The sequence below is a fragment of the uncultured Dokdonia sp. genome (genome assembly GCF_947492815.1).
Lineage (GTDB): Bacteria > Bacteroidota > Bacteroidia > Flavobacteriales > Flavobacteriaceae > Dokdonia.
Genome location: NZ_CANLOB010000041.1, coordinates 1 through 18,461 on the forward strand (window position 1 = coordinate 1; position 18,461 = coordinate 18,461).

Genomic DNA, 18,461 nt, shown 5'->3' on the forward strand with positions numbered 1-18,461 from the left:
TATTTCGGAGAAAAAATATTTGATAGGCTAGTAATAGCTAGTATTACAGCTAATGGACATTAAGCGGATATACAAATTAATCCTTTACTTTCTAGAAGTCAGAATATAAAATTTGATTTAGTCTCGGCTAATACAGTAAGTGTTTTAAATTATAATAAGTTTTCAATGCGTATTATAGTTTATGATAATGGATCAATTATTAACGATAAAGTCGTACCTCCTTTAATAAAAAGTAATTTTCTATACTCATTTTATACTTCAGATGTAATAAAAATGAACTACATAGCTGTATATGATAATAAAGCTATAGAGTATGATTTAAATAGAATAGAAGCCGAACGAAGAAAAATAAAACAGATAAAAGCTCGAAATATAGCTTTAATTGCTATTGCAGATTTATTTACTGATGGTGGTGTTTCAGACTTAATTGAATTTGGTACATACGGAATTATTATATATAGAGGGGCTACAGTAGAAGAGTGGGCTGAAGCACTTTTTGACTCGACTATTAATTATGGTATTGATAAATCATTTGATAAGAATTATCAAAGAACAATAGCATCTTCTGCCTATTCATTATTAAAATTATTAAATTCTAATGAATATAGTGCGCTACAAAATGATGTTAGATAGGTAATGAAATTAAGAGAATCTAACTATAAAATATCTGGATTAATAACAGACACAGCAAGATTACCTAGGAAAAAGCCTGTAAAATACCCTAATTTTCTGCTAATGTTTCTTATTTATTTGAGCAAACATTTGCGGAAGATAATAATGGCGAAAATTCAATATTTTTATCAACGAAATCTGAACAACTAAATAACGAATATCCATTTGAAATAAGATTAGGATATCAAAAAAGTCCCTTACTAGGTGTCTTTGCTGAATATAGTCAATCAAACTTTTTTAGAAATATAGACAATTCAGATTTCCAGTATTTAGAAGAAAATAGTGCTTTCAAATTTACTTCATATAGTTTAGGGTTAAATCCTACATATTCATTATTTCAAATAGGTATAGGGGCAACTTATTTACAACAAGAAAACTTTTTGATTGAAAGTAATACTAACACGCTTCAAACAACAGAAGTAACTCATAAATTTGGAGCTTTTATTGAACCAAAAATAGATGTTAATTTGTCACCTTCGTTAAAAATTTCTGGCTCTTGGAAGGGTATAATTTTCAGAGAAAAGGATATAGATGATACATTTCTTCAACTGTATTATTTTAAAGTTGGGATTGCCTATCATATAAGCAAAAGAGCTTGGGATTTTACTAATTAATTTTTAATCGGATATGATTTCAATTATTCTTTTATTAATCTATATAATATTTTAATAAGTTTTTCTCTATTCATTCGGAGGTGGAAATTACTCACAACCTAAAGAAATATTCCTTTCTCGTAATGGAATGTTGTTTATTTATGAATTAAAAATAGAGCGTCATTAGCTTTCGCGAAAGCGAAATAACTATGTAATATTAGAGAATAGGAATAAGCACTTTTGTGACTTGAAGATTTGAAATTTAAATTTTTTAAATAAGGAATCATTCATTATTGGCTTTTGCGAAAGCAAAAAAATCAAACAGGTAACGTAAACGAAAATGTACTTCCGTGTCCTGGTGCACTTTCTACAGAAATACTGCCGCCATGTGCTTGTATGATCTTTTTAGTATGCGCTAGCCCAATTCCTGTACCTTCATAAGCTTCGTCTGCATGTAATCGCTGAAAAATAGTAAAGATCTTCTCTTGGTGAATTTCTGGAATGCCAATTCCATTATCTGTCACATAAAAAGTATGGTAATATTGATCAGGAAACGCCTCATCTGCGTCTTTTGAATACGTGATCTTAATAATCGGGGAGGTGTCTGCCTTCCTGAATTTCATCGCATTGGCAAGTAAATTCTGAAATACTAATCGGAGTTCTACTTTGGATGCCTTTACTGCGGGTAATTGATCAATATGAAATACTGCATTATTTTTTTTGATAACGGTAGATAAATCTTTTTGAAGGTCTTCTAAAAGTGCATTACAATCAATTGTTTCTACATCGGTCATAGCACCTAATTTAGAATGTTGTAGTAATGTTTCTATCAAAGCACGCATACGCGTACTGGAATCATCCATAAATTCCAAATTTTGTAGTATAGTAGGATCGAGTGTATCTTCAGCATCATCCTTAATAAGCATGATCAAGCTAGAGATGGTATTAAGCGGTTCTTTGAGATCATGACTTGCGATGTATGCAAATTGTTCTAGTTCATTATTCTTTAACGAGAGCGCTTTAGATTGCTTATAAATCTCTGTATTCTTGGAAGCAAGTGTTGCATTAAGGGCTCGTTTTTTTCGATAGTTGATAAAGAAGTAAACTCCCCCTAACAATAGCAATCCAGCCAGTAAGCCCAACAGCGTATTAATTTTAGTTTTACTCGTAATGATAGATTCTTGAGTATCTATAATCTTTTCTGCTGCTGTGATCTGGTTATTTTTTATAGCTAAAATAGAATCTTGTTTTTTTAGCTGTTTTTGGCTTTTTATAATTTGATTCTGTGTGCTTTTTGAGAAAGCGACCTGCTCTGTGATTTGTTTTTCAAGTGCCTTTTCTATAGCTACTTTATCTTCATATTTTTGCTCCTGTAACTGGTTGATAGACCATAAGACATCTATAGAGTCTAATTGCTTTTCAAAAGCACGTTCTTTATTTTGTAAACTCTTTTCTTGCTGACTAATCGTATCTTTTTGTGTGTTTAAGATGTCTTGCTGGTTTTTCAATAAGGTGTCTTTTTCTAATAATTCTTTGTCTTTATTGGAGACTATCGTTTTTTCTTTTTCGAGTAATGATTGGGTTTCTTTAAATAACGCTTTCCATTTTTGAGCAGAGCTTATGGCATTTTGAGATAATGATGGTGCTATGTTAAAGTTTTCTATAGAAAGTAATGATTCATTAATCTCATATTCAAAGGAGTTGCCAACAGACACCATATTAATCATAGAAGCATTATAGCTATAGTCTTCAGTAATTAAGAGAATGTTTTTTCCTTTTATAGATTGTAGGATATATGCAATGTCATAATGAAAACGATTATTTACATAAAGGATTTGAATTGCACCTATATCTTTTACTTTAGAATAGGTGATAACCTTCACAGGTTTTCCTCCAATCCTTCGCTTTTGAGCCATTCCTTGTAGATCTATAGCTGTTCTATCAGGACCTAAAACACCAATAGTTACTTCATTAAAATCATTGGCGTTTGGCCAAACTACTTGGTGTGCAATATTATAAACGAAAATAGCACGTTGTAAACGTTCTACTTGTTTGTTATCTGTACCTTGAGCGTATACGTTACTTACATTTTGTAGACTAAGTAGTAGTACAAAAAGTATGCTTATGATACTTCCTATTTTATTTTTGTTTCTCATTACAAGCGTAATAATAATTTAGCAAAGAAATTAGAACCGCTTATTCCAAACTGCTGTACACGTCTACTGTATACAAAACTTCCGTCACTGGTGTTTGCTTCATGGGTATGTCTGTCGGGAAAAACATTAAGAATATTATTCCCTCCAAGGGTGAAAATAATATTGGTATTGGCTTGATAACTTATGGATGCGTCTGTCACAATTTTTGGTGTGAATACTTGATCTCTAGATTCAATAAGACCTGAAAATTCATTAAGGACCCAATTTGCTGGATCACCATCATCAGGATGTAAAAAAGTTACTTCTCCAAAATAGGTGTTTCCTAATTGTACTTTATACTTATCCCACTCATAAGAGATGCTAGAGTTTATTTTAAAATTTGGTTGTGCCTTTTCTACACGAGCAATTTCTTCTCTATTAAATAAGACTTCTTCTTGCCCAATAAGAGATGATGAAACTTTGATAGGTCCGACAACTTCTGTTTTTGTGAAATTTCCTGCTAAAGAAACATTAAGCACCCCGTTGCCTAGTTGGTCTTTATAAAATGTAGAAAAATCAGCTCCGGCAGTTCTGGAGTCAATCGCATTTGTTAAGAATTGTGCAGCGCCCACATTAAAAGGGGCTAGAATATCTTCATATCCTTCAGAAAACCTTCCTGATAGTACAATTCGATCTTTGATATTAATAAGATAGAAATCCAGTCCAAATGTAATTTTAGAACTTAACTTTCCATTTAAACCAGCACTAAAATGTCTTGATGTTTCAGCGCTAAGTCGATCAATTCCAAAAGCTTCTCTTGCTACGGCACTTTCATTATTAAAAGTTCCTACTTGGACAATATTATTGTTAATAAATTGTGTGCTAATATTTTGAAAATATACCTGATGTAAAGACGGTGCTCTAAATCCTTTAGAATAAGCTGCTCTAAAACTTAAATTATCCTGTATACTATATCTACTTGCAATTTTATATACGGCTTGACTACCAAAATCATTTGAAGATTCATAGCGACCTCCTAATCGAACTAAAAAACGATCTGTTACATTAGCATCTATATCAATATACCCTGAAGAGTTACTTCTAAATCGATTTAATTCATTTTCAGGTTGTATCCCAGGAAATACTTGAGCTCCAGGAATACGAGGTCTTTCTTCTCCGTTAGCATCGGTAAAAGTAGCACCGCCATCTATAAAAGAAGCTTCTTCTCCAGCAATAATTTGATAATTTTCAACCCGTAACTCAGCGCCAAAAGCTAGATTCACTCCTTTGAAATAATCAAGCGGTTTTGAGATGTCTAGATTGGTGGTGTTTTGATGATACAAAAAACCACCAGAATAAAAAGTACGAGGTGATGCAATCCCTAAAGATGCATTATTAGAATTATTAATCGTATAATCTATTCTGTTATTGCCGATGGTGTGACTAAAGTCAATATTAAAACCATTTTTAATCCCTTTAATTCCTACAATAACAGCATCATCCTGAATATCGGTTAATATTTCTGGAGAAAAGCCATTTGGAAAAAGAGACAGTACAACACGATCTTCGTCTTTTGGAAATCGATAAAAACCTTTTGCTTTCCCTTCTCTATAATTCCTCCCTCCATGTAAATAAATAGTAGCATTAGGAGACATTTTAAATTCGCCATTAAAATAGAGTGCTAAGTTTTGCGTTTCTGCATTTCCTATCTCCATGACCTGTCTGCCATCATATCCTGTTTGATTGAAGAAATCATTTTGTTCAATCAATAAAGCATCCTCAATAGGATCATCACTATATACAGCACCTGTATAATCACCAGCTCTATTCGTTGCATTTCTATTGCGATATTCTGCTGTTACATTTACAAAACCATTGTCACCTAATTTTAAGCCAAAATTTCCTGAAGAGTAATTTTCAAAACCATCACCTTCGCTATTGATAAGGACTCTGTTATCTATGTCAATAACTTCGGTTTGTTTTTTTAGTATGATATTGATTACCCCAGCAATAGCATCAGATCCATACTGCGATGTTGCACCTTCTCGTAAGATCTCTATACGTTCAATAGTAGCAAGTGGAATCGCATTAAAATCAATACCGACACTACCTCTACCCACAGTTCCATTTACATTGAGAAGCGAACTACTATGTCTGCGTTTTCCGTTAATAAGAACCAATACTTGATCAGGACCTAATCCACGTAAGGTAGCTGGATCTATATGATCTGTACCATCTGCAATGGTTTGATGTGTAGAATGAAAAGAAGGTACCAAATAATGTAATACCGTGCTTAACTCTAATCCTGCCGCATTTTCTAGCATTTGAGGTGTAATAATATCAACAGGGGAAGAGGTATTTAAACTTGATAAGGGTTTCCCTCGTGTACCAATACTAATGGGTTGATCTATAGAAAACCCTGTTTGTAATAAAAAATCAAGCTGTACTGTTTCACCTACTTTTACCGATATTTCTTTGGAATCTGTGATATACATTACAAAACTTGCATTGATGATATAGGTGCCTTCATCTACTGAAAACTCATACATTCCATTTACATCTGTGGTAGTGACTAGAGTCGTACCTTCAATACTCACTGTAGCACCAGGAAGTCCTCCAAACTGATCAGAAATAGTTCCCGTAATGGTAGCTCTTGTTTGCGCATAGATTGTCGTGACAGCTAGTAGCATAAATAGCAATAGCAAACTTCTTATGTAGCGGGTAAAAAGTGGAGATTTACAAGCGTAACAATGAATAGAAAACATAGGAGTTTAATATAAAAAAGGGGGGTTGAACGTTGGGAAATATTGGTGTAAACTAGTCTATATTGTTTAAATGCTTCCTCAAAATATAATGTATCAAGTCAAATGGTGGTATATGTAGTTTCATAGTATGTTGTTGGGTATTGATCATACACATTAGATTCTTTTTGTTTCTTTCTAAAACGAATGTCGTAGTTATTTTGTAGTATAGGGAACATTATGAATCTAATTCTGCATTAATTAGCGCAAGTTAAAGATAAGTTAATTTATGTGATTTAAAGGAGAAATAAATCATCAATGTTAATTATATATACCGATAAAGTGATCAATAAAATCGATAAAGCGTTACTTTCTAGACGATTTTATATATCTAAAAATAATTTTAGTTATATTGGCAAGTCGCTCTAAATTATAAAGCTTCTGTATACGCTTTCGCGAAAGCGTACTTAGCAAAGATACCTCACCGATTTTCTATTTAATTACTCCATTGTTATGTATATGAGTAGTTTGTAAGGTTCTTGGGCCAATTTTTATAGTATAATTACTAGTTTCGTGTTCTAGAGTTAGTTCGTACTCCTCGTTATTTCTATTAAAAACAACAACAGCAATGGAACCATCTATATTTTTTGCAGCGGTGTAGATGAGACCGTTCACTTCTTCTCCTTTTAATCCAATTCTCACGGCATTAGGACGGATAAACTTACTAAAGTGACTTAGTAAATAATAGAGAGGTGTATATATCACTTCATCTGTCATTGGGTTAATAAGTACAGGAGCACTATTAAAATTATCATACGGATTAGGTTGGCCAAGATGGCTTAAGATCATACACCATTCAATATAGCCTTGAGCACCGTGATTTATATCTGTAATGATATCGTAAGCATAGGTATCAAAAGGAACAAAAGTGCCAGCATAATCTGTACTTTCTCTCCAGTATTGATCTATGGGGTTGGTTGGATCAATATCGATGCTAGATTCTGTATGAATCATTCCTTTACCAGGCCAATTTGTGCGTAACGTATCTAATGCGGTTGCATACCAATTCTTTTCATTTAGTCCAGAACTTGCATACCAATGAAAAGCAGTTCCCCATACATATTTAGAGGCCTCAGGATCTTCATACGTTGCAGTTACATAATCATTCATAGTCGATTTATTATGATCATAAATCAATACGCGCAATCCCGCATCTAGATCATTTAGTTGTAAATGACCATTTTTGACAAGCTCAGGACCTAGATGATCTCGTAAAAAGTCACGACCTTGTTCAGGACTAAAACCATTACTATCCCAACGGGCATCATGTGCGTGTAATGGTTCATTTTGAGGGGTTATTCCCCATAAGTCTATTCCTTGCTCTTTATAAGCGCTTACATACTTTGATAGATATTTTGCCCAAAGTCCATAATAATTAGGCTGTAATGAGCCATTTGTCATTTCAGCAGTTTCTCCAGATTTCATCCAAGAAGGCGGACTCCACGGGGAGGCAATAATTTTGAAATCTGCACCAGGAATATTGGAAGCTTCTAAGATCATTGGGATTATATCATATGTAGGATCTACTAACTCAATATTTCGTACTTGATCATTCTCATCTCCAGAAAATCCTTTCATGTCTTCATAAACACTAAAGCTAGAAAGATCTTCATCTCCATTTTCAACATACGTATAATGACCGTTTGAGTAATCACTACTGTTAATGTGTGTTCTAGTCAGTGAAAATCCAGCACCTTCTGTAGGACTGAATATTTTGGTTAAAACATCTTTCCTTATTTTTTTAGGAATCGTTGCCAAATTCCACGCTGACGATTCGGTAAACGAAGCCCCAAATCCGTAGTATGTTTGAAATTCCTGATCAGGTAATAATTGTAAAGTAACTTTTTTTCCTTCAGATAAAGAAGTGTTTATAGTAGCATCTGAGATGCGTTTGAGATTATCACCTGCGTGTGATGTTTGATACACAGTGATGATATGATCTTGATGCGCTTTTTTAGGAGAACAGCAAATACTCATTGTGGATGCAACAAGAATGAGGATTCTTGTCATTTTTAGGACGAAGAATCGAATAATGAGTGGGTGTATATCTATCATGAGTGCTTCAATAGTTTCAACGTCTAATGTAGTAAATACAAACTGGATAGAAAATGAGGTAGGGTTTTCAGATAATTAGCTTATTGTTTTTAGATCCTTTTGTAAAAAGGGTGTAATACGCTTTCGCGAAAGCGTACTCAGAATGGATAGTAGTCAAAATGATATATAGCATAATTTAATAATATAGTTTTTCTACTTCTATTTATAATTTATTACATTGAATAAGAAGTTATTAACAAAACCCTTATTTATATATAGATACATATGTTTTTAGATCAAATACAATTTATTTGAAAAATAATATTATTATTTGTGTATCTATCTAATACTAAGTACAATGTTCTAATTGTCTAGATCATATCATTTTTAATAAGTTCTTCTTGAACTCAAATTCAATCTTCTTAAATTGCTTGAAATCGGATAGTTAAAATGATGTCGAAGTCACTGTAAAAGCATTTTATTACTTGGATTAAGTCAAGAAAATTAAGGTTTTAAAAGGTGTACTTTACTAGGTTAAAGATGCTTTGTAGTTTGTGATTATAAATAATAATATTATGGAAGGATCAATAGATATAATTAATGGAATAGGCAGATTTTTTATTGCATTTATAAGTGGAATCTTTGGTTTTTTATTGGTAGTCCTCCTTATTCTAATTTGTCTTAAAAAGGAAAAAAGAGAATCTGTAGTCAAGGAATTTGTATTAATTATTTATGCATTAAGAGGTAAGGGTAAATTATAAAATCATGAAGACTTTTTTTAGATTTAAAGATGAGGAATAACAATAATTTTGAAATCCTCTTTGGATTATTTAATTATACTAATTTTATGGTTTAGTCTGCTTTCGCGAAAGCGTAAAAAAAAGTATAGCATTTAGATACATAATCTCATAATATAGAATAAGCCCAATGAAGAAATCACTGGACTTATTTCTGAAATTGACTCTGGTGCTAATTTGTTAAACGGATTATTGTGTGCTTTGTAAAGTCATAGCAACTTTTCTTAATCCTCTATTTTCATCATTATATTCATAGTTAATATTGAACGTTTGAATAACAGGTCCAGGTGTAAAGTTTTGATTAAAGTATAGTGTATATATTGTTCTATTAGTTACTGCACTATTATTAATCTTTGCATAACTCATATTATCATCTCTCCATTTTTTACGTCCAAACGCACCTCCTTTTTTATATTTCCTTCCTTTAATCCATGTTCCGACACTGAAGAAATTTGAAAACTGTGTATACCATGTTTGTGTATGGAAACTATAATCTCCTCCAGAACAATTAGAATAATTACTTGGGTATGGAACAAACTTGTTAAAATAATTACCTCCATAAAAACCAGTTCCAACATGATTGTTTTGAGTATATTTAGCACATAATGTTTGTCCGTTAAGATTAACTCTTTGAGCATTAGTTTCTGAAGAGCTCTTAATATCAAAAACTTGAAGACTATTTGATTTTATACTTGCGTTAGGTTCTATAACAGCACTATAATCTTCTGATATATATTCTTTGTCCTGAGTAATTCTATGATATTTTTGTGCTATTTTATAGATACCTTCTTTATTAAGAATTGCAGAAAATACAGGATCAGGGATATATAAAATAGATGCTTTATTTAGTTTATCGTGTAAAAATACATCTTCATCTGTAGGTAACTGTGCATAGTATTCTTGGACTAAAAAATGAGAGTTTGAAAAATTTAAATCTTGAATCCACCCTTTTAATTCTTCATGAGAAAGAGTTCTAAGATTTTCTAGTGTTTCTATAAATATATCTTCAGATGGAAATCTTAAAATTCCTTCTTCAATACTAATATTTTGTTCCTCAATTGTTAGTTCTAGATTTTCATCATTATCATTTGTACAGGAAATAAAAAATGATATTCCTAAAAGGAATAAAAGTGTAAAAACTGAATGTTGTTTTGTCATAATATTGTTATTTAATTGAATGATTACAGTGTTGAAAAACATAAAGTGACTGTATGCTACCTCATGTTTTTATAATAGTAGATTAGTCAAAAGGATTTCCTATAGCAGCGCAAAATGGATCTGTTCCATCAGGACAGGTTTCATTACATGGAAATACAATACGATTCCCATTTATTATACAAACACCATTAGAAACAATGATGATATCTGGAAAATCAGATCCTCCTATAATAGATTGTTGTTTTTTCTTATTTAAAATCTTTCCTATTGTCGAAATTTTTTTTAGCATAATAATTGTGATTTATAATTAATAATAACTCCCATTTTTTAGACATTTGGAATGCATGTCCTTGTGTTTTGACGCGTAAAAACAGTATTGAATTAACGTTAATTCTGATTATAAAATTAAATCTAGCAACTATAGATTATTACTCATCCCTAATTAAAAGTGTTGTATAGTAGGAGATTAAGGATGAGTTGAATCGTTTGATAATTTAGTCCTATGTAGTATTGGGACGGAATTTAGTTTTTAGGGATAAAAAATAATTATAGTATAAAAGATGCTAGGTTAGAATGATAAAAACTTAAGATTGTCACTACAGGTCTTACTTACAGGAATGGGTGTATTAAAAATTATGATTTCTTTTAAGCCATTTCTTTGACTTACTTTATCCAAGCGTATATAATAAGAACGATGTACTTTTACAAAATCTAATATGTCAGGTAATTCATGATAAAAATCATCTAATTTTTTCCTGATGAGATACATTTTTGAAGCAGTATAAATTTCTATATAGTTTCTAAACTGAAACCCGCTTCCCATTTTACCTCCTGAATCTACTGTAAGAAAATACCCTGTAACTATTGATAATGAGTATTTTAAAGTATCTTTAAAGATAATACCATTCAAAATAGCACAACAATGAAAATAAAATTTGGATTTACCTCACTCACTGTTTCTGAATTTGAACGATGGATACAACAACAAAACATTGCACGTACTGTCTTATTTATTCAAGAACATCATACATTTTCGCCTAGTTATATTCACTTTAAAGGCGACAACCATTTTGAGATGCAACGCGGTATGAAAAACCACCACGTGAATAATAATGGATGGAGTGATATTGGGCAGCATCTCACTATTTTTCCAGATGGAAAAATACTTACGGGAAGAAGTTTAGAGCGATCTCCAGCCTGTATATTTGGGAATAATAAGCATGCTATTTGTATAGAGAGTATAGGGTATTTTGATACAGGAAAAGATCAAATGACGTCAGCACAACGTCAAAGCATTATAGCCGTTACGGCAGCACTTTGTAAACGATTTAATATCCCTATTTCTACAGATAGAATTGTATATCATCATTGGTTTGATTTAAGTACCGGTGCACGTACCAATGGAAGTGGCGTGACAAAAAGTTGCCCTGGCACCAATTTTTTTGGAGGAAATACGGTCGCAGATTGTGAACAACATTTCTTGCCACTCATTGCAGCAGCAGTAGGTCAAAATATTACAGGTGAATTGTCTTCTTCTATCATCGGCTATGGATATGTTACAGCAAATTTGTTGAATATTCGTAAAGGAGCAAAGTCTTCTTTTGCAAGAGTAGGACAAACTTCTTTAGGGGCAGTAGTTCGTATTTATGAAGAGAAAAATAATTGGTACAGAATATCAGAAGATAAAAAAGAATGGGTGTCTGGTAACTATGTAAAAGAAGTAAAACGAGCTACCGTAAATGCCCATGTACTTAATGTACGTAGTGGTCCGTCAACACAATTTCATGTAGTAGGTTCTGTTGTGAAAAACCAAGAAGTCTTTGCGTATGAAGAACAAAATGGTTGGTCACAAATAAGTATAGATGAACAATGGGTATCTAATAGATTCTTAGATTTTACATCATAAACCCTTCAGAAAAAGAAATACATTTTTACAGAATATGACTACGAATATGAAAGGAGCTATAACGCTTTCATAATTACTATTGCTGTATTTGAACGTATGGTGTAGTTTAGTTTTTCTCATTATTTACTACACGTATAGTTTATTTTGTTAGTTGTATGAATAGATTGGTATAAACGGTTCTAATAACAGATACAATGCAATGATCTTATTGGAAGCGTTTAGGTAAATAAAGTTTTTGTAAGAGGGAGGCGTGGTGCACTCCCTTTTTATTAGTTCTTGACGTTACTTTCTAATTCTTGTGTTTCTATATACGCTTTCGCGAAAGCGTATACTTCTCTTTTAAAAACAAAATAAAAGCCATTTTAGATACCGAAATAAAAAGGCATCTTAAAAAGAAATAGCTGCTCTAAAATGCTATTAGATCAATAAGGGGTTTATGGCACGATTATTTGCTAAAAAAGTAATTATAGTGATGAAGAAAGATTTTACAAAAAGAAAAATGATGAATGGTTAGTATTTTTTATACATTCGTTATCGGAGGTTTCCATACGTTGTGTGAATGAAGAGAATAGTAACAGGCATACTAATAGTAATGACAAATTTGGCATCTGCTCAAACTGAAGTCAAATTAAGGGATGTAACTTTTTCTGTTCCTGCCGAATTGTATTATTTTACAGAGCAAGATAGAAAAATTGATTACGAACCTTTTTATGAAGTTGGAAAAATAGCAACCGATTCTGTTGACGTAGAGAAATTTCCCAAGATCGCCTATCAATATTTTGAAGTTCCAGATTTTGGTGTACAGACTTCAAAAAAAGTATTGACGCGACTTAATGAAATAATGACAAAGGATATTCATCCAGATACACTCATTATAAAAGAAACAGAAAATTATTCAATAGCTAAATATACGATCATGGGAAAGTCGCTATTTGAAGTAAAGAGTTTGGGGAATATAGGCTGGATAAATATTCAATTTTTTGACACCCCTGAGCATGATCAAAGAAGCTTTGTAACTATAGGAAATATCATAAACTCAATAGAGCATGAACATGCTTATGAGTCAGACTATGAATATCATATGAAAGCATCTGGTAGCTATTCTAAACGGGCTTTGGTTTTTTTAAGTATTTCTCTAGCTCTATTTTTTGGACTCAAACTACTAAAGAAAAAGAAAACATCTAGTGAGAAGCAAGTATAAAATTTCAGGCCCAGGTGTACTTATCGCAGCTGCATTTATTGGCCCAGGGACAGTAACAACATGCACCATTACAGGAGCTAATTTTGGATTTACGTTATTATGGGCAATGGTACTCTCTATTATCGCAACCATTGTATTACAAGAAATGGCTGCTCGTATAGGCTTAGTCACACAAAAAGGACTCGCTGAAGTAATACGATCTCAGATTGAGAATCCATTGATAAGATTACTTGCTATTCTTTTGATATTAAGTGCTATAGTTGTGGGAAATGCAGCCTATGAAGCAGGGAATATAAGTGGTGGTGTATTAGGTATAAAAGCATTAGGAGCTACTGGCACCGTTGAGGTAGGATCTTTAGCCCTTAATGGCTGGAGTATAGGTATAGGCATAGTAGCGGCTGTGATCCTTTATATAGGTAGTTACAAAATATTAGAACGCATATTAGTAGGATTAGTCCTATTTATGAGTATCGCATTCTTGATTACTGCCTTTGCAACAAAACCTGATATCATTGCTGTTCTTAAAGGAAGTTTTATTCCATCTTTTCCTGATGAAAGTATTCTAACGATTATTGCTTTAGTAGGAACGACAGTAGTACCTTATAATTTATTTTTACATGCTTCTCTAGTTACTGAAAAATGGAAAGGGACAGAAGATCTCCCAACCGCAAAAAAAGATACTGTAGTTGCAGTGATTTTAGGAGGACTTGTGTCTATGGCGATCATTATTTGCGCTGCAGCTATACAAGGTCAAGATATTTCTAATGCAGCCGACTTAGCCAAAAGCCTCGAACCTCTATTTGGAGAATATGCACGTTATTTTGTCGGTGTAGGACTTGCTGCAGCAGGATTAACATCTGCGATTACAGCCCCACTCGCAGCAGCATATGTAGTGCAAGGATGCTTGGGATGGGAAAAGAATATTAAATCAATTAGATTTCGCTTGGTTTGGGGTGTGATTTTGCTTTTAGGAATTTTCTTTTCATCACTTAGTTACAATCCAATAGATATTATAAAATTTGCACAAGTAGCTAATGGAATTTTATTACCAATCATTGCTGGCTACTTGATTTGGATGGCAAATAAAAAACAGCTTTTAGGTAACTATACCAATAGTAATTGGCAAAATATCCTAAGTAGTATTATTTGGGTTGTCGTTTTTGGATTAGGAGTGCGAAGCATTCTTAAAGTTTTTGGTATTTTATAAATGTGTTGAATGTATAGTATAGATCTAAATAGTGATGTAGGAGAAGGCGTGGGTAATGAAGCGCAATTGCTGCCACTGCTAAGTTCTTGCAATATTGCTTGTGGAGGTCATGCAGGAGACGATGCCATTATTCAACGTACGATTCAGATTGCAATAGCACATAATGTGAAAATTGGCGCACATCCGGGATATCCGGATAAAGAAAATTTTGGAAGAACCATACTCGATATATCAACGACTGATCTCCGAAAGAGTTTGATAGAGCAGATACAAACTGTAAAAATTTTCGCCGAAAGGCAACATCAAAAATTACATCATGTAAAAGTACACGGAGCTCTTTATAATCTAGCCGCTGTAGATATATCAATAGCAAAACTGATTATAGACGTTGTAAAAGGCATAGATGATCAATTATTTCTATATGTTCCCTATCAATCTGTCATTCAAAAAGAATCAGTAGGAGTATTGCAAACCAAAATTGAGGGCTTTGCAGATCGCCGTTATCATAATGATTATACATTGGTGAGCAGAACGTTACCCAAGGCAGTGATACAGAACTCAAATGAAGTGCTCGCGCATATCATTCCTATGATTAAAGAACAGCAACTCACTACAATTACTAATGATACATTACCATTTCATATAGAAACTTTATGTGTACATGGAGATACTCCTAAAGCATTTCAAATTCTAAAAGAGATCCATCTAGGACTAAAAGGTCATCAAATAGAGATATGCTAATACAAAATCAAGATGTGCATATTTTTAAAGTAGGAGAACGCTCTTGGAGTATCCAATGGCAAGTACCTCCTTCCCGTGAATTATTGAAATTTCTCCTTGCAGTAAAGGATCAGTTAAGAAAAGAATTTAAAGCAGAAATTATTCATACGTATACAGAGATTTTATTAAAACGAGTAGCTAATACATCGTTATCTGATGCTGTTTTAGAAGTTCGCTTTCGCGAAATCATTAAAAGAACAATACCCATAGACGATCAACAAACAAAAATCCACCGGATTCCTGTATGCTATGAAGGTTCGTTTGGAGAGGATTTGGAAACCTATTTAAAGGAAAAATCATTGACACGAGATGAATTAATAGCCATGCATACAAAACCTCTATATACGGTTTACTTTATGGGGTTTTTACCAGGGTTTCCTTATTTAGAAGGCCTTGATGAACGTTTACATATAGAACGTAAATCTGTTCCTTCTCAAAAAGTAAAAAAAGGGAGTGTTGCCATAGGAGGAAAGCAAACAGGCATATACCCTCAAGATAGCCCAGGGGGGTGGTATACCATAGGGCATAGCCCAATCTCATTGTTTGATGTTTCAAAAAAGAACCCTTCTGTATACACCGCTGGAGATTATATTACATTTTATGCTATTGATGCTAATGAACATGCTCTTTTAAAAGAACGAGCACGTACAGAAGACGTATTTCCTATAACTGAGACGTATGAAGGATAGTATTTGCATACAAAAAACAGGTTTCTATACAACGATTCAAGACGAAGGACGTTTCGGATATGCGCATTTAGGAGTTCCAGAAAGCGGTGCGATGGATAAAAAAGCAATGCAACTGGCAAATATACTCGTTAATAATGCACAAAATGAAGCTGTTCTTGAATATACCTTAGTAGGACCGACAATTCGATTTAATTGCGATAGGCATTTTGTAATGACAGGAGGAACTACAGTTGCCAGACTTAATACCAAAACACTAAAAAATAACACGGTGTATGTAGGGCGTAAAGGACAAGTATTAACACTTACTACAATTACATCGGGATGTAGAGGGTATCTCGCGATTGCAGGAGGACTTCAATCACTATCTGTATTAGAAAGTAAAAGTATGTATGTTCCAATTACCCAAACAGGAGTAGTAGGAAAAAATATGGAAATTCCCATTGGGACATCCAATTTTGGCGCTATAAAGGGAGCTAGACTTAAAACAGAAACAACACCATATTTACAAGAAGAAACCCTACGTGTATATAAAGGACCAGAATACAAGCTATTAGAGAAAGAGCTTCAAGAGTATATAAACAATACCTCTTTTACCGTTTCCAAACTTTGGAATCGTATGGCCATTCAACTTACAGAAACAATGCAGCATACAATTCCATCAATAACCACAGGTCCCGTGATTCCAGGTACAATACAATTAACTCCCTCTGGACGTATGATGGTCTTAATGAACGATTGCCAAACCACAGGAGGTTATCCTCGTATCTTACAACTCTCTGAGACCGCAATGTATATTCTTGCTCAGAAAAAACAAGGGGATAGGCTGTCTTTTTTACTTAGCCGCTAAAATATCATTGTGTTCCATTACAGTGTCACTAAGTAATTGGATCACATCTCCTTTCCCTAAAATATCTTCTGTACGCTTTGCTTCTGCCTTTAGTTCACGATGAGAAGAAATTGTTTCCCATAAATTGTGAATATAATCTGCATAATCAGATTCATTATTCCATCTAGCAATTCCTAAACGCTTACCTTTGGCATATAGTTTTCTGATGTTAAGTTTACATAATTTGATTGTAGAGGGCATAATAATAGGTCTTGGTGTGAGTAATCTTTCTGAGTGTGAGGCTCTTCCCATGATTCGTATTGTTTAAGATTCATTAGTTCTTAATTCCGTAAGAATTTTAATATAACTCCGTAAGAATTTTACCGCTAAATTATACAGGAAGACCGTAACTAAAATACGTATTTTTACCTGTTTTTATATAAATCTTCTTGGAGAACGCATTATATTTTGCTACTTTCATAACTTAACTTAAACTATTTACATTATGGCAAAGCCAAAAAAATGCATCACGCCCCAAGATGCTGAAAAATTATTTACGCATTGGAGTAAAACAAGGGGAGAAACACTAAGAGAGAGTTTAGGGGAACACGATACGTGTGAATTTAGCCTTAGTATTTCTGAAATACGAGAGTATCTGGATTATGTAGAAGATCAATCTACAAAACAAGGTATAGCAAACCCTGGTGTTCGTCTGTACTTTGGAGCATATGATGCATCAAAATCAGACAAAACTACTTTTTTCTTAGCCCCTACAAAAGGAAAAAGTACCAATAGAAGTGGAGATGATGACGATGATAATAATTATGATATAGATGCGTGGAACTTTCATGAAGGTGGATGGCCTCCAACACAATACAATCCTTAAATGATAGAAATCTTACTTACTAATATAGGATTACCTAGAATTCTTGAATTTGTGGCTGCACTAGCAGCCACATTTTCTTATATTTTTATAAAAGAATCAAAATCTAAAACCTTTAAATATTTATTAATTTTTCTTTGGACTACTGTAATCTTTGAATTTATTGGTTCATATGCAAGGTTAGTAGAGCCTTATTGTTTTGAAGATATTGAATTTTTTAAAAAATACCCTTTGCTCATAAAAAATTATTGGGTTTTTAATATTTATTCGATAATTGCATACAATTTTTATGCTTGGTATCTTTTAGAGCAAGTAGAAATTAAAAGGCATAGATTAGTTAGTTTGTACATGATAATTGTATTTAATCTGCTTACAGTATTAAATTTTTTATTAACTGATATCTTTTTTAAAGGATATTCACAACTTACAATTTTAATTGGGTTAATACTTATTGTAATAGTCCTTTGTACGTATTACTATGAAATTCTAAAATCAGATAGAATTCTAAATATATCATACAAATTGCCTTTTTATATTTCTGTAGGAGTATTATTATACTTTATATCAGTAACCCCTCTCATGTTGAGTAGTCAATATATAAATAAGGAAGAAATTGTCTTCACGACATATTATCGATTGATTTTAAGTTATGCTAACTACTTCCTGTATGGAATTATTATCTTTGGTATTGTAAAATGTTATTGGTTCAACAAATCTCAAAACAAGAAGTTCTCCTTGTCGCCTACTTTATTATAGTAGTCGTCGTTCTTGTCTTTCTA

Annotated in this window: 17 protein-coding genes; 10 read left to right on the top strand and 7 right to left on the bottom strand. The window is 32.8% G+C overall.

Translation table 11 applies throughout. The annotated features are described in order from the left end of the window. Positions 1 to 165: 165 nt before the first annotated feature. Together Q1A01_RS22460 and Q1A01_RS22465 are read left to right on the top strand one after the other, a co-directional pair. The gene (locus Q1A01_RS22460; protein ID WP_299685413.1) at positions 166 to 633 is read left to right on the top strand and encodes a hypothetical protein; all 468 of its coding nucleotides are present in this window, start codon (positions 166 to 168) and stop codon (positions 631 to 633) included. A gap of 419 nt (positions 634 to 1,052) precedes the next feature. Beyond that, entirely contained in the window at positions 1,053 to 1,286 is a 234-nt protein-coding gene (locus Q1A01_RS22465; protein ID WP_299685416.1) for a hypothetical protein, read from the top strand. A gap of 296 nt (positions 1,287 to 1,582) precedes the next feature. On the opposite strand, the gene Q1A01_RS22470 is transcribed toward Q1A01_RS22465, so the two are convergent. The 6 genes from Q1A01_RS22470 to Q1A01_RS22495 all read right to left on the bottom strand — a co-directional run bounded on the left by Q1A01_RS22470 (position 1,583) and on the right by Q1A01_RS22495 (position 11,100). After that, positions 1,583 to 3,421, bottom strand: a complete 1,839-nt coding sequence (locus Q1A01_RS22470) for a YfiR/HmsC family protein (protein WP_299685419.1) — start codon at positions 3,419 to 3,421, stop codon at positions 1,583 to 1,585. Then, on the bottom strand, positions 3,421 to 6,090 hold the full coding sequence (locus Q1A01_RS22475; protein ID WP_299685422.1) for a TonB-dependent receptor: 2,670 nt from the start codon (positions 6,088 to 6,090) through the stop codon (positions 3,421 to 3,423). The genes Q1A01_RS22470 and Q1A01_RS22475 overlap by 1 nt, the downstream gene beginning before the upstream one ends. Positions 6,091 to 6,633: 543 nt before the next feature. Further along, positions 6,634 to 8,211 carry a glycoside hydrolase family 30 protein gene (locus Q1A01_RS22480; RefSeq protein WP_299685425.1) on the bottom strand — a complete coding sequence of 526 codons (1,578 nt, stop codon included), beginning with the start codon at positions 8,209 to 8,211 and terminating at the stop codon, positions 6,634 to 6,636. A gap of 1,010 nt (positions 8,212 to 9,221) precedes the next feature. Beyond that, complete coding sequence (locus Q1A01_RS22485; protein ID WP_299685428.1) at positions 9,222 to 10,190, bottom strand: hypothetical protein; 969 nt, start codon at positions 10,188 to 10,190, stop codon at positions 9,222 to 9,224. An 82-nt stretch (positions 10,191 to 10,272) separates the two neighbouring features. Continuing rightward, complete coding sequence (locus Q1A01_RS22490) at positions 10,273 to 10,479, bottom strand: hypothetical protein (protein WP_299685431.1); 207 nt, start codon at positions 10,477 to 10,479, stop codon at positions 10,273 to 10,275. A gap of 279 nt (positions 10,480 to 10,758) precedes the next feature. Then, positions 10,759 to 11,100 carry a LytTR family DNA-binding domain-containing protein gene (locus Q1A01_RS22495; RefSeq protein ID WP_299685434.1) on the bottom strand — a complete coding sequence of 114 codons (342 nt, stop codon included), beginning with the start codon at positions 11,098 to 11,100 and terminating at the stop codon, positions 10,759 to 10,761. A 12-nt stretch (positions 11,101 to 11,112) separates the two neighbouring features. Between Q1A01_RS22495 and Q1A01_RS22500 the strand changes: the two genes are divergently transcribed. The 6 genes from Q1A01_RS22500 (at position 11,113) to Q1A01_RS22525 (ending at position 16,820) form a co-directional block, all read left to right on the top strand. After that, positions 11,113 to 12,096: an SH3 domain-containing protein gene (locus Q1A01_RS22500; protein ID WP_299685437.1), complete on the top strand. Its 984-nt coding sequence runs from the start codon at positions 11,113 to 11,115 to the stop codon at positions 12,094 to 12,096. A 559-nt stretch (positions 12,097 to 12,655) separates the two neighbouring features. After that, positions 12,656 to 13,297: a hypothetical protein gene (locus Q1A01_RS22505; RefSeq protein ID WP_299685440.1), complete on the top strand. Its 642-nt coding sequence runs from the start codon at positions 12,656 to 12,658 to the stop codon at positions 13,295 to 13,297. Continuing rightward, complete coding sequence (locus Q1A01_RS22510; RefSeq protein WP_299685444.1) at positions 13,281 to 14,504, top strand: Nramp family divalent metal transporter; 1,224 nt, start codon at positions 13,281 to 13,283, stop codon at positions 14,502 to 14,504. Before Q1A01_RS22505 ends, Q1A01_RS22510 begins: the two co-directional genes overlap by 17 nt. Positions 14,505 to 14,513: 9 nt before the next feature. Further along, entirely contained in the window at positions 14,514 to 15,245 is a 732-nt protein-coding gene (gene pxpA / locus Q1A01_RS22515; RefSeq protein WP_299685447.1) for a 5-oxoprolinase subunit PxpA, read from the top strand. Then, on the top strand, positions 15,239 to 15,973 hold the full coding sequence (pxpB, locus tag Q1A01_RS22520; RefSeq protein ID WP_299685450.1) for a 5-oxoprolinase subunit PxpB: 735 nt from the start codon (positions 15,239 to 15,241) through the stop codon (positions 15,971 to 15,973). Before pxpA ends, pxpB begins: the two co-directional genes overlap by 7 nt. Beyond that, complete coding sequence (locus Q1A01_RS22525; RefSeq protein WP_299685453.1) at positions 15,963 to 16,820, top strand: biotin-dependent carboxyltransferase family protein; 858 nt, start codon at positions 15,963 to 15,965, stop codon at positions 16,818 to 16,820. Before pxpB ends, Q1A01_RS22525 begins: the two co-directional genes overlap by 11 nt. On the opposite strand, the gene Q1A01_RS22530 is transcribed toward Q1A01_RS22525, so the two are convergent. After that, positions 16,806 to 17,111: a hypothetical protein gene (locus Q1A01_RS22530; RefSeq protein WP_299685456.1), complete on the bottom strand. Its 306-nt coding sequence runs from the start codon at positions 17,109 to 17,111 to the stop codon at positions 16,806 to 16,808. The genes Q1A01_RS22525 and Q1A01_RS22530 overlap by 15 nt on opposite strands. A 193-nt stretch (positions 17,112 to 17,304) precedes the next feature. Between Q1A01_RS22530 and Q1A01_RS22535 the strand changes: the two genes are divergently transcribed. Then, positions 17,305 to 17,685: a hypothetical protein gene (locus tag Q1A01_RS22535; protein WP_299685459.1), complete on the top strand. Its 381-nt coding sequence runs from the start codon at positions 17,305 to 17,307 to the stop codon at positions 17,683 to 17,685. After that, entirely contained in the window at positions 17,686 to 18,438 is a 753-nt protein-coding gene (locus Q1A01_RS22540) for a hypothetical protein (protein ID WP_299685462.1), read from the top strand. Positions 18,439 to 18,461 lie beyond the last annotated feature (23 nt).

What these genes read in the sequence shown, in the direction of transcription:
- pxpB (WP_299685450.1), top strand. Translation starts at nt 15,239, where the DNA reads ATGCTAATACAAAATCAAGATGTGCATATTTTTAAAGTAGGAGAACGC.
- pxpA (WP_299685447.1), top strand. Translation starts at nt 14,514, where the DNA reads ATGTATAGTATAGATCTAAATAGTGATGTAGGAGAAGGCGTGGGTAAT.
- Q1A01_RS22485 (WP_299685428.1), bottom strand. Translation starts at nt 10,190, where the DNA reads ATGACAAAACAACATTCAGTTTTTACACTTTTATTCCTTTTAGGAATA.
- Q1A01_RS22460 (WP_299685413.1), top strand. Translation starts at nt 166, where the DNA reads ATGCGTATTATAGTTTATGATAATGGATCAATTATTAACGATAAAGTC.
- Q1A01_RS22470 (WP_299685419.1), bottom strand. Translation starts at nt 3,421, where the DNA reads ATGAGAAACAAAAATAAAATAGGAAGTATCATAAGCATACTTTTTGTA.
- Q1A01_RS22480 (WP_299685425.1), bottom strand. Translation starts at nt 8,211, where the DNA reads ATGACAAGAATCCTCATTCTTGTTGCATCCACAATGAGTATTTGCTGT.
- Q1A01_RS22490 (WP_299685431.1), bottom strand. Translation starts at nt 10,479, where the DNA reads ATGCTAAAAAAAATTTCGACAATAGGAAAGATTTTAAATAAGAAAAAA.
- Q1A01_RS22535 (WP_299685459.1), top strand. Translation starts at nt 17,305, where the DNA reads ATGGCAAAGCCAAAAAAATGCATCACGCCCCAAGATGCTGAAAAATTA.
- Q1A01_RS22540 (WP_299685462.1), top strand. Translation starts at nt 17,686, where the DNA reads ATGATAGAAATCTTACTTACTAATATAGGATTACCTAGAATTCTTGAA.
- Q1A01_RS22500 (WP_299685437.1), top strand. Translation starts at nt 11,113, where the DNA reads ATGAAAATAAAATTTGGATTTACCTCACTCACTGTTTCTGAATTTGAA.
- Q1A01_RS22530 (WP_299685456.1), bottom strand. Translation starts at nt 17,111, where the DNA reads ATGGGAAGAGCCTCACACTCAGAAAGATTACTCACACCAAGACCTATT.
- Q1A01_RS22505 (WP_299685440.1), top strand. Translation starts at nt 12,656, where the DNA reads ATGAAGAGAATAGTAACAGGCATACTAATAGTAATGACAAATTTGGCA.
- Q1A01_RS22475 (WP_299685422.1), bottom strand. Translation starts at nt 6,090, where the DNA reads ATGCTACTAGCTGTCACGACAATCTATGCGCAAACAAGAGCTACCATT.
- Q1A01_RS22525 (WP_299685453.1), top strand. Translation starts at nt 15,963, where the DNA reads ATGAAGGATAGTATTTGCATACAAAAAACAGGTTTCTATACAACGATT.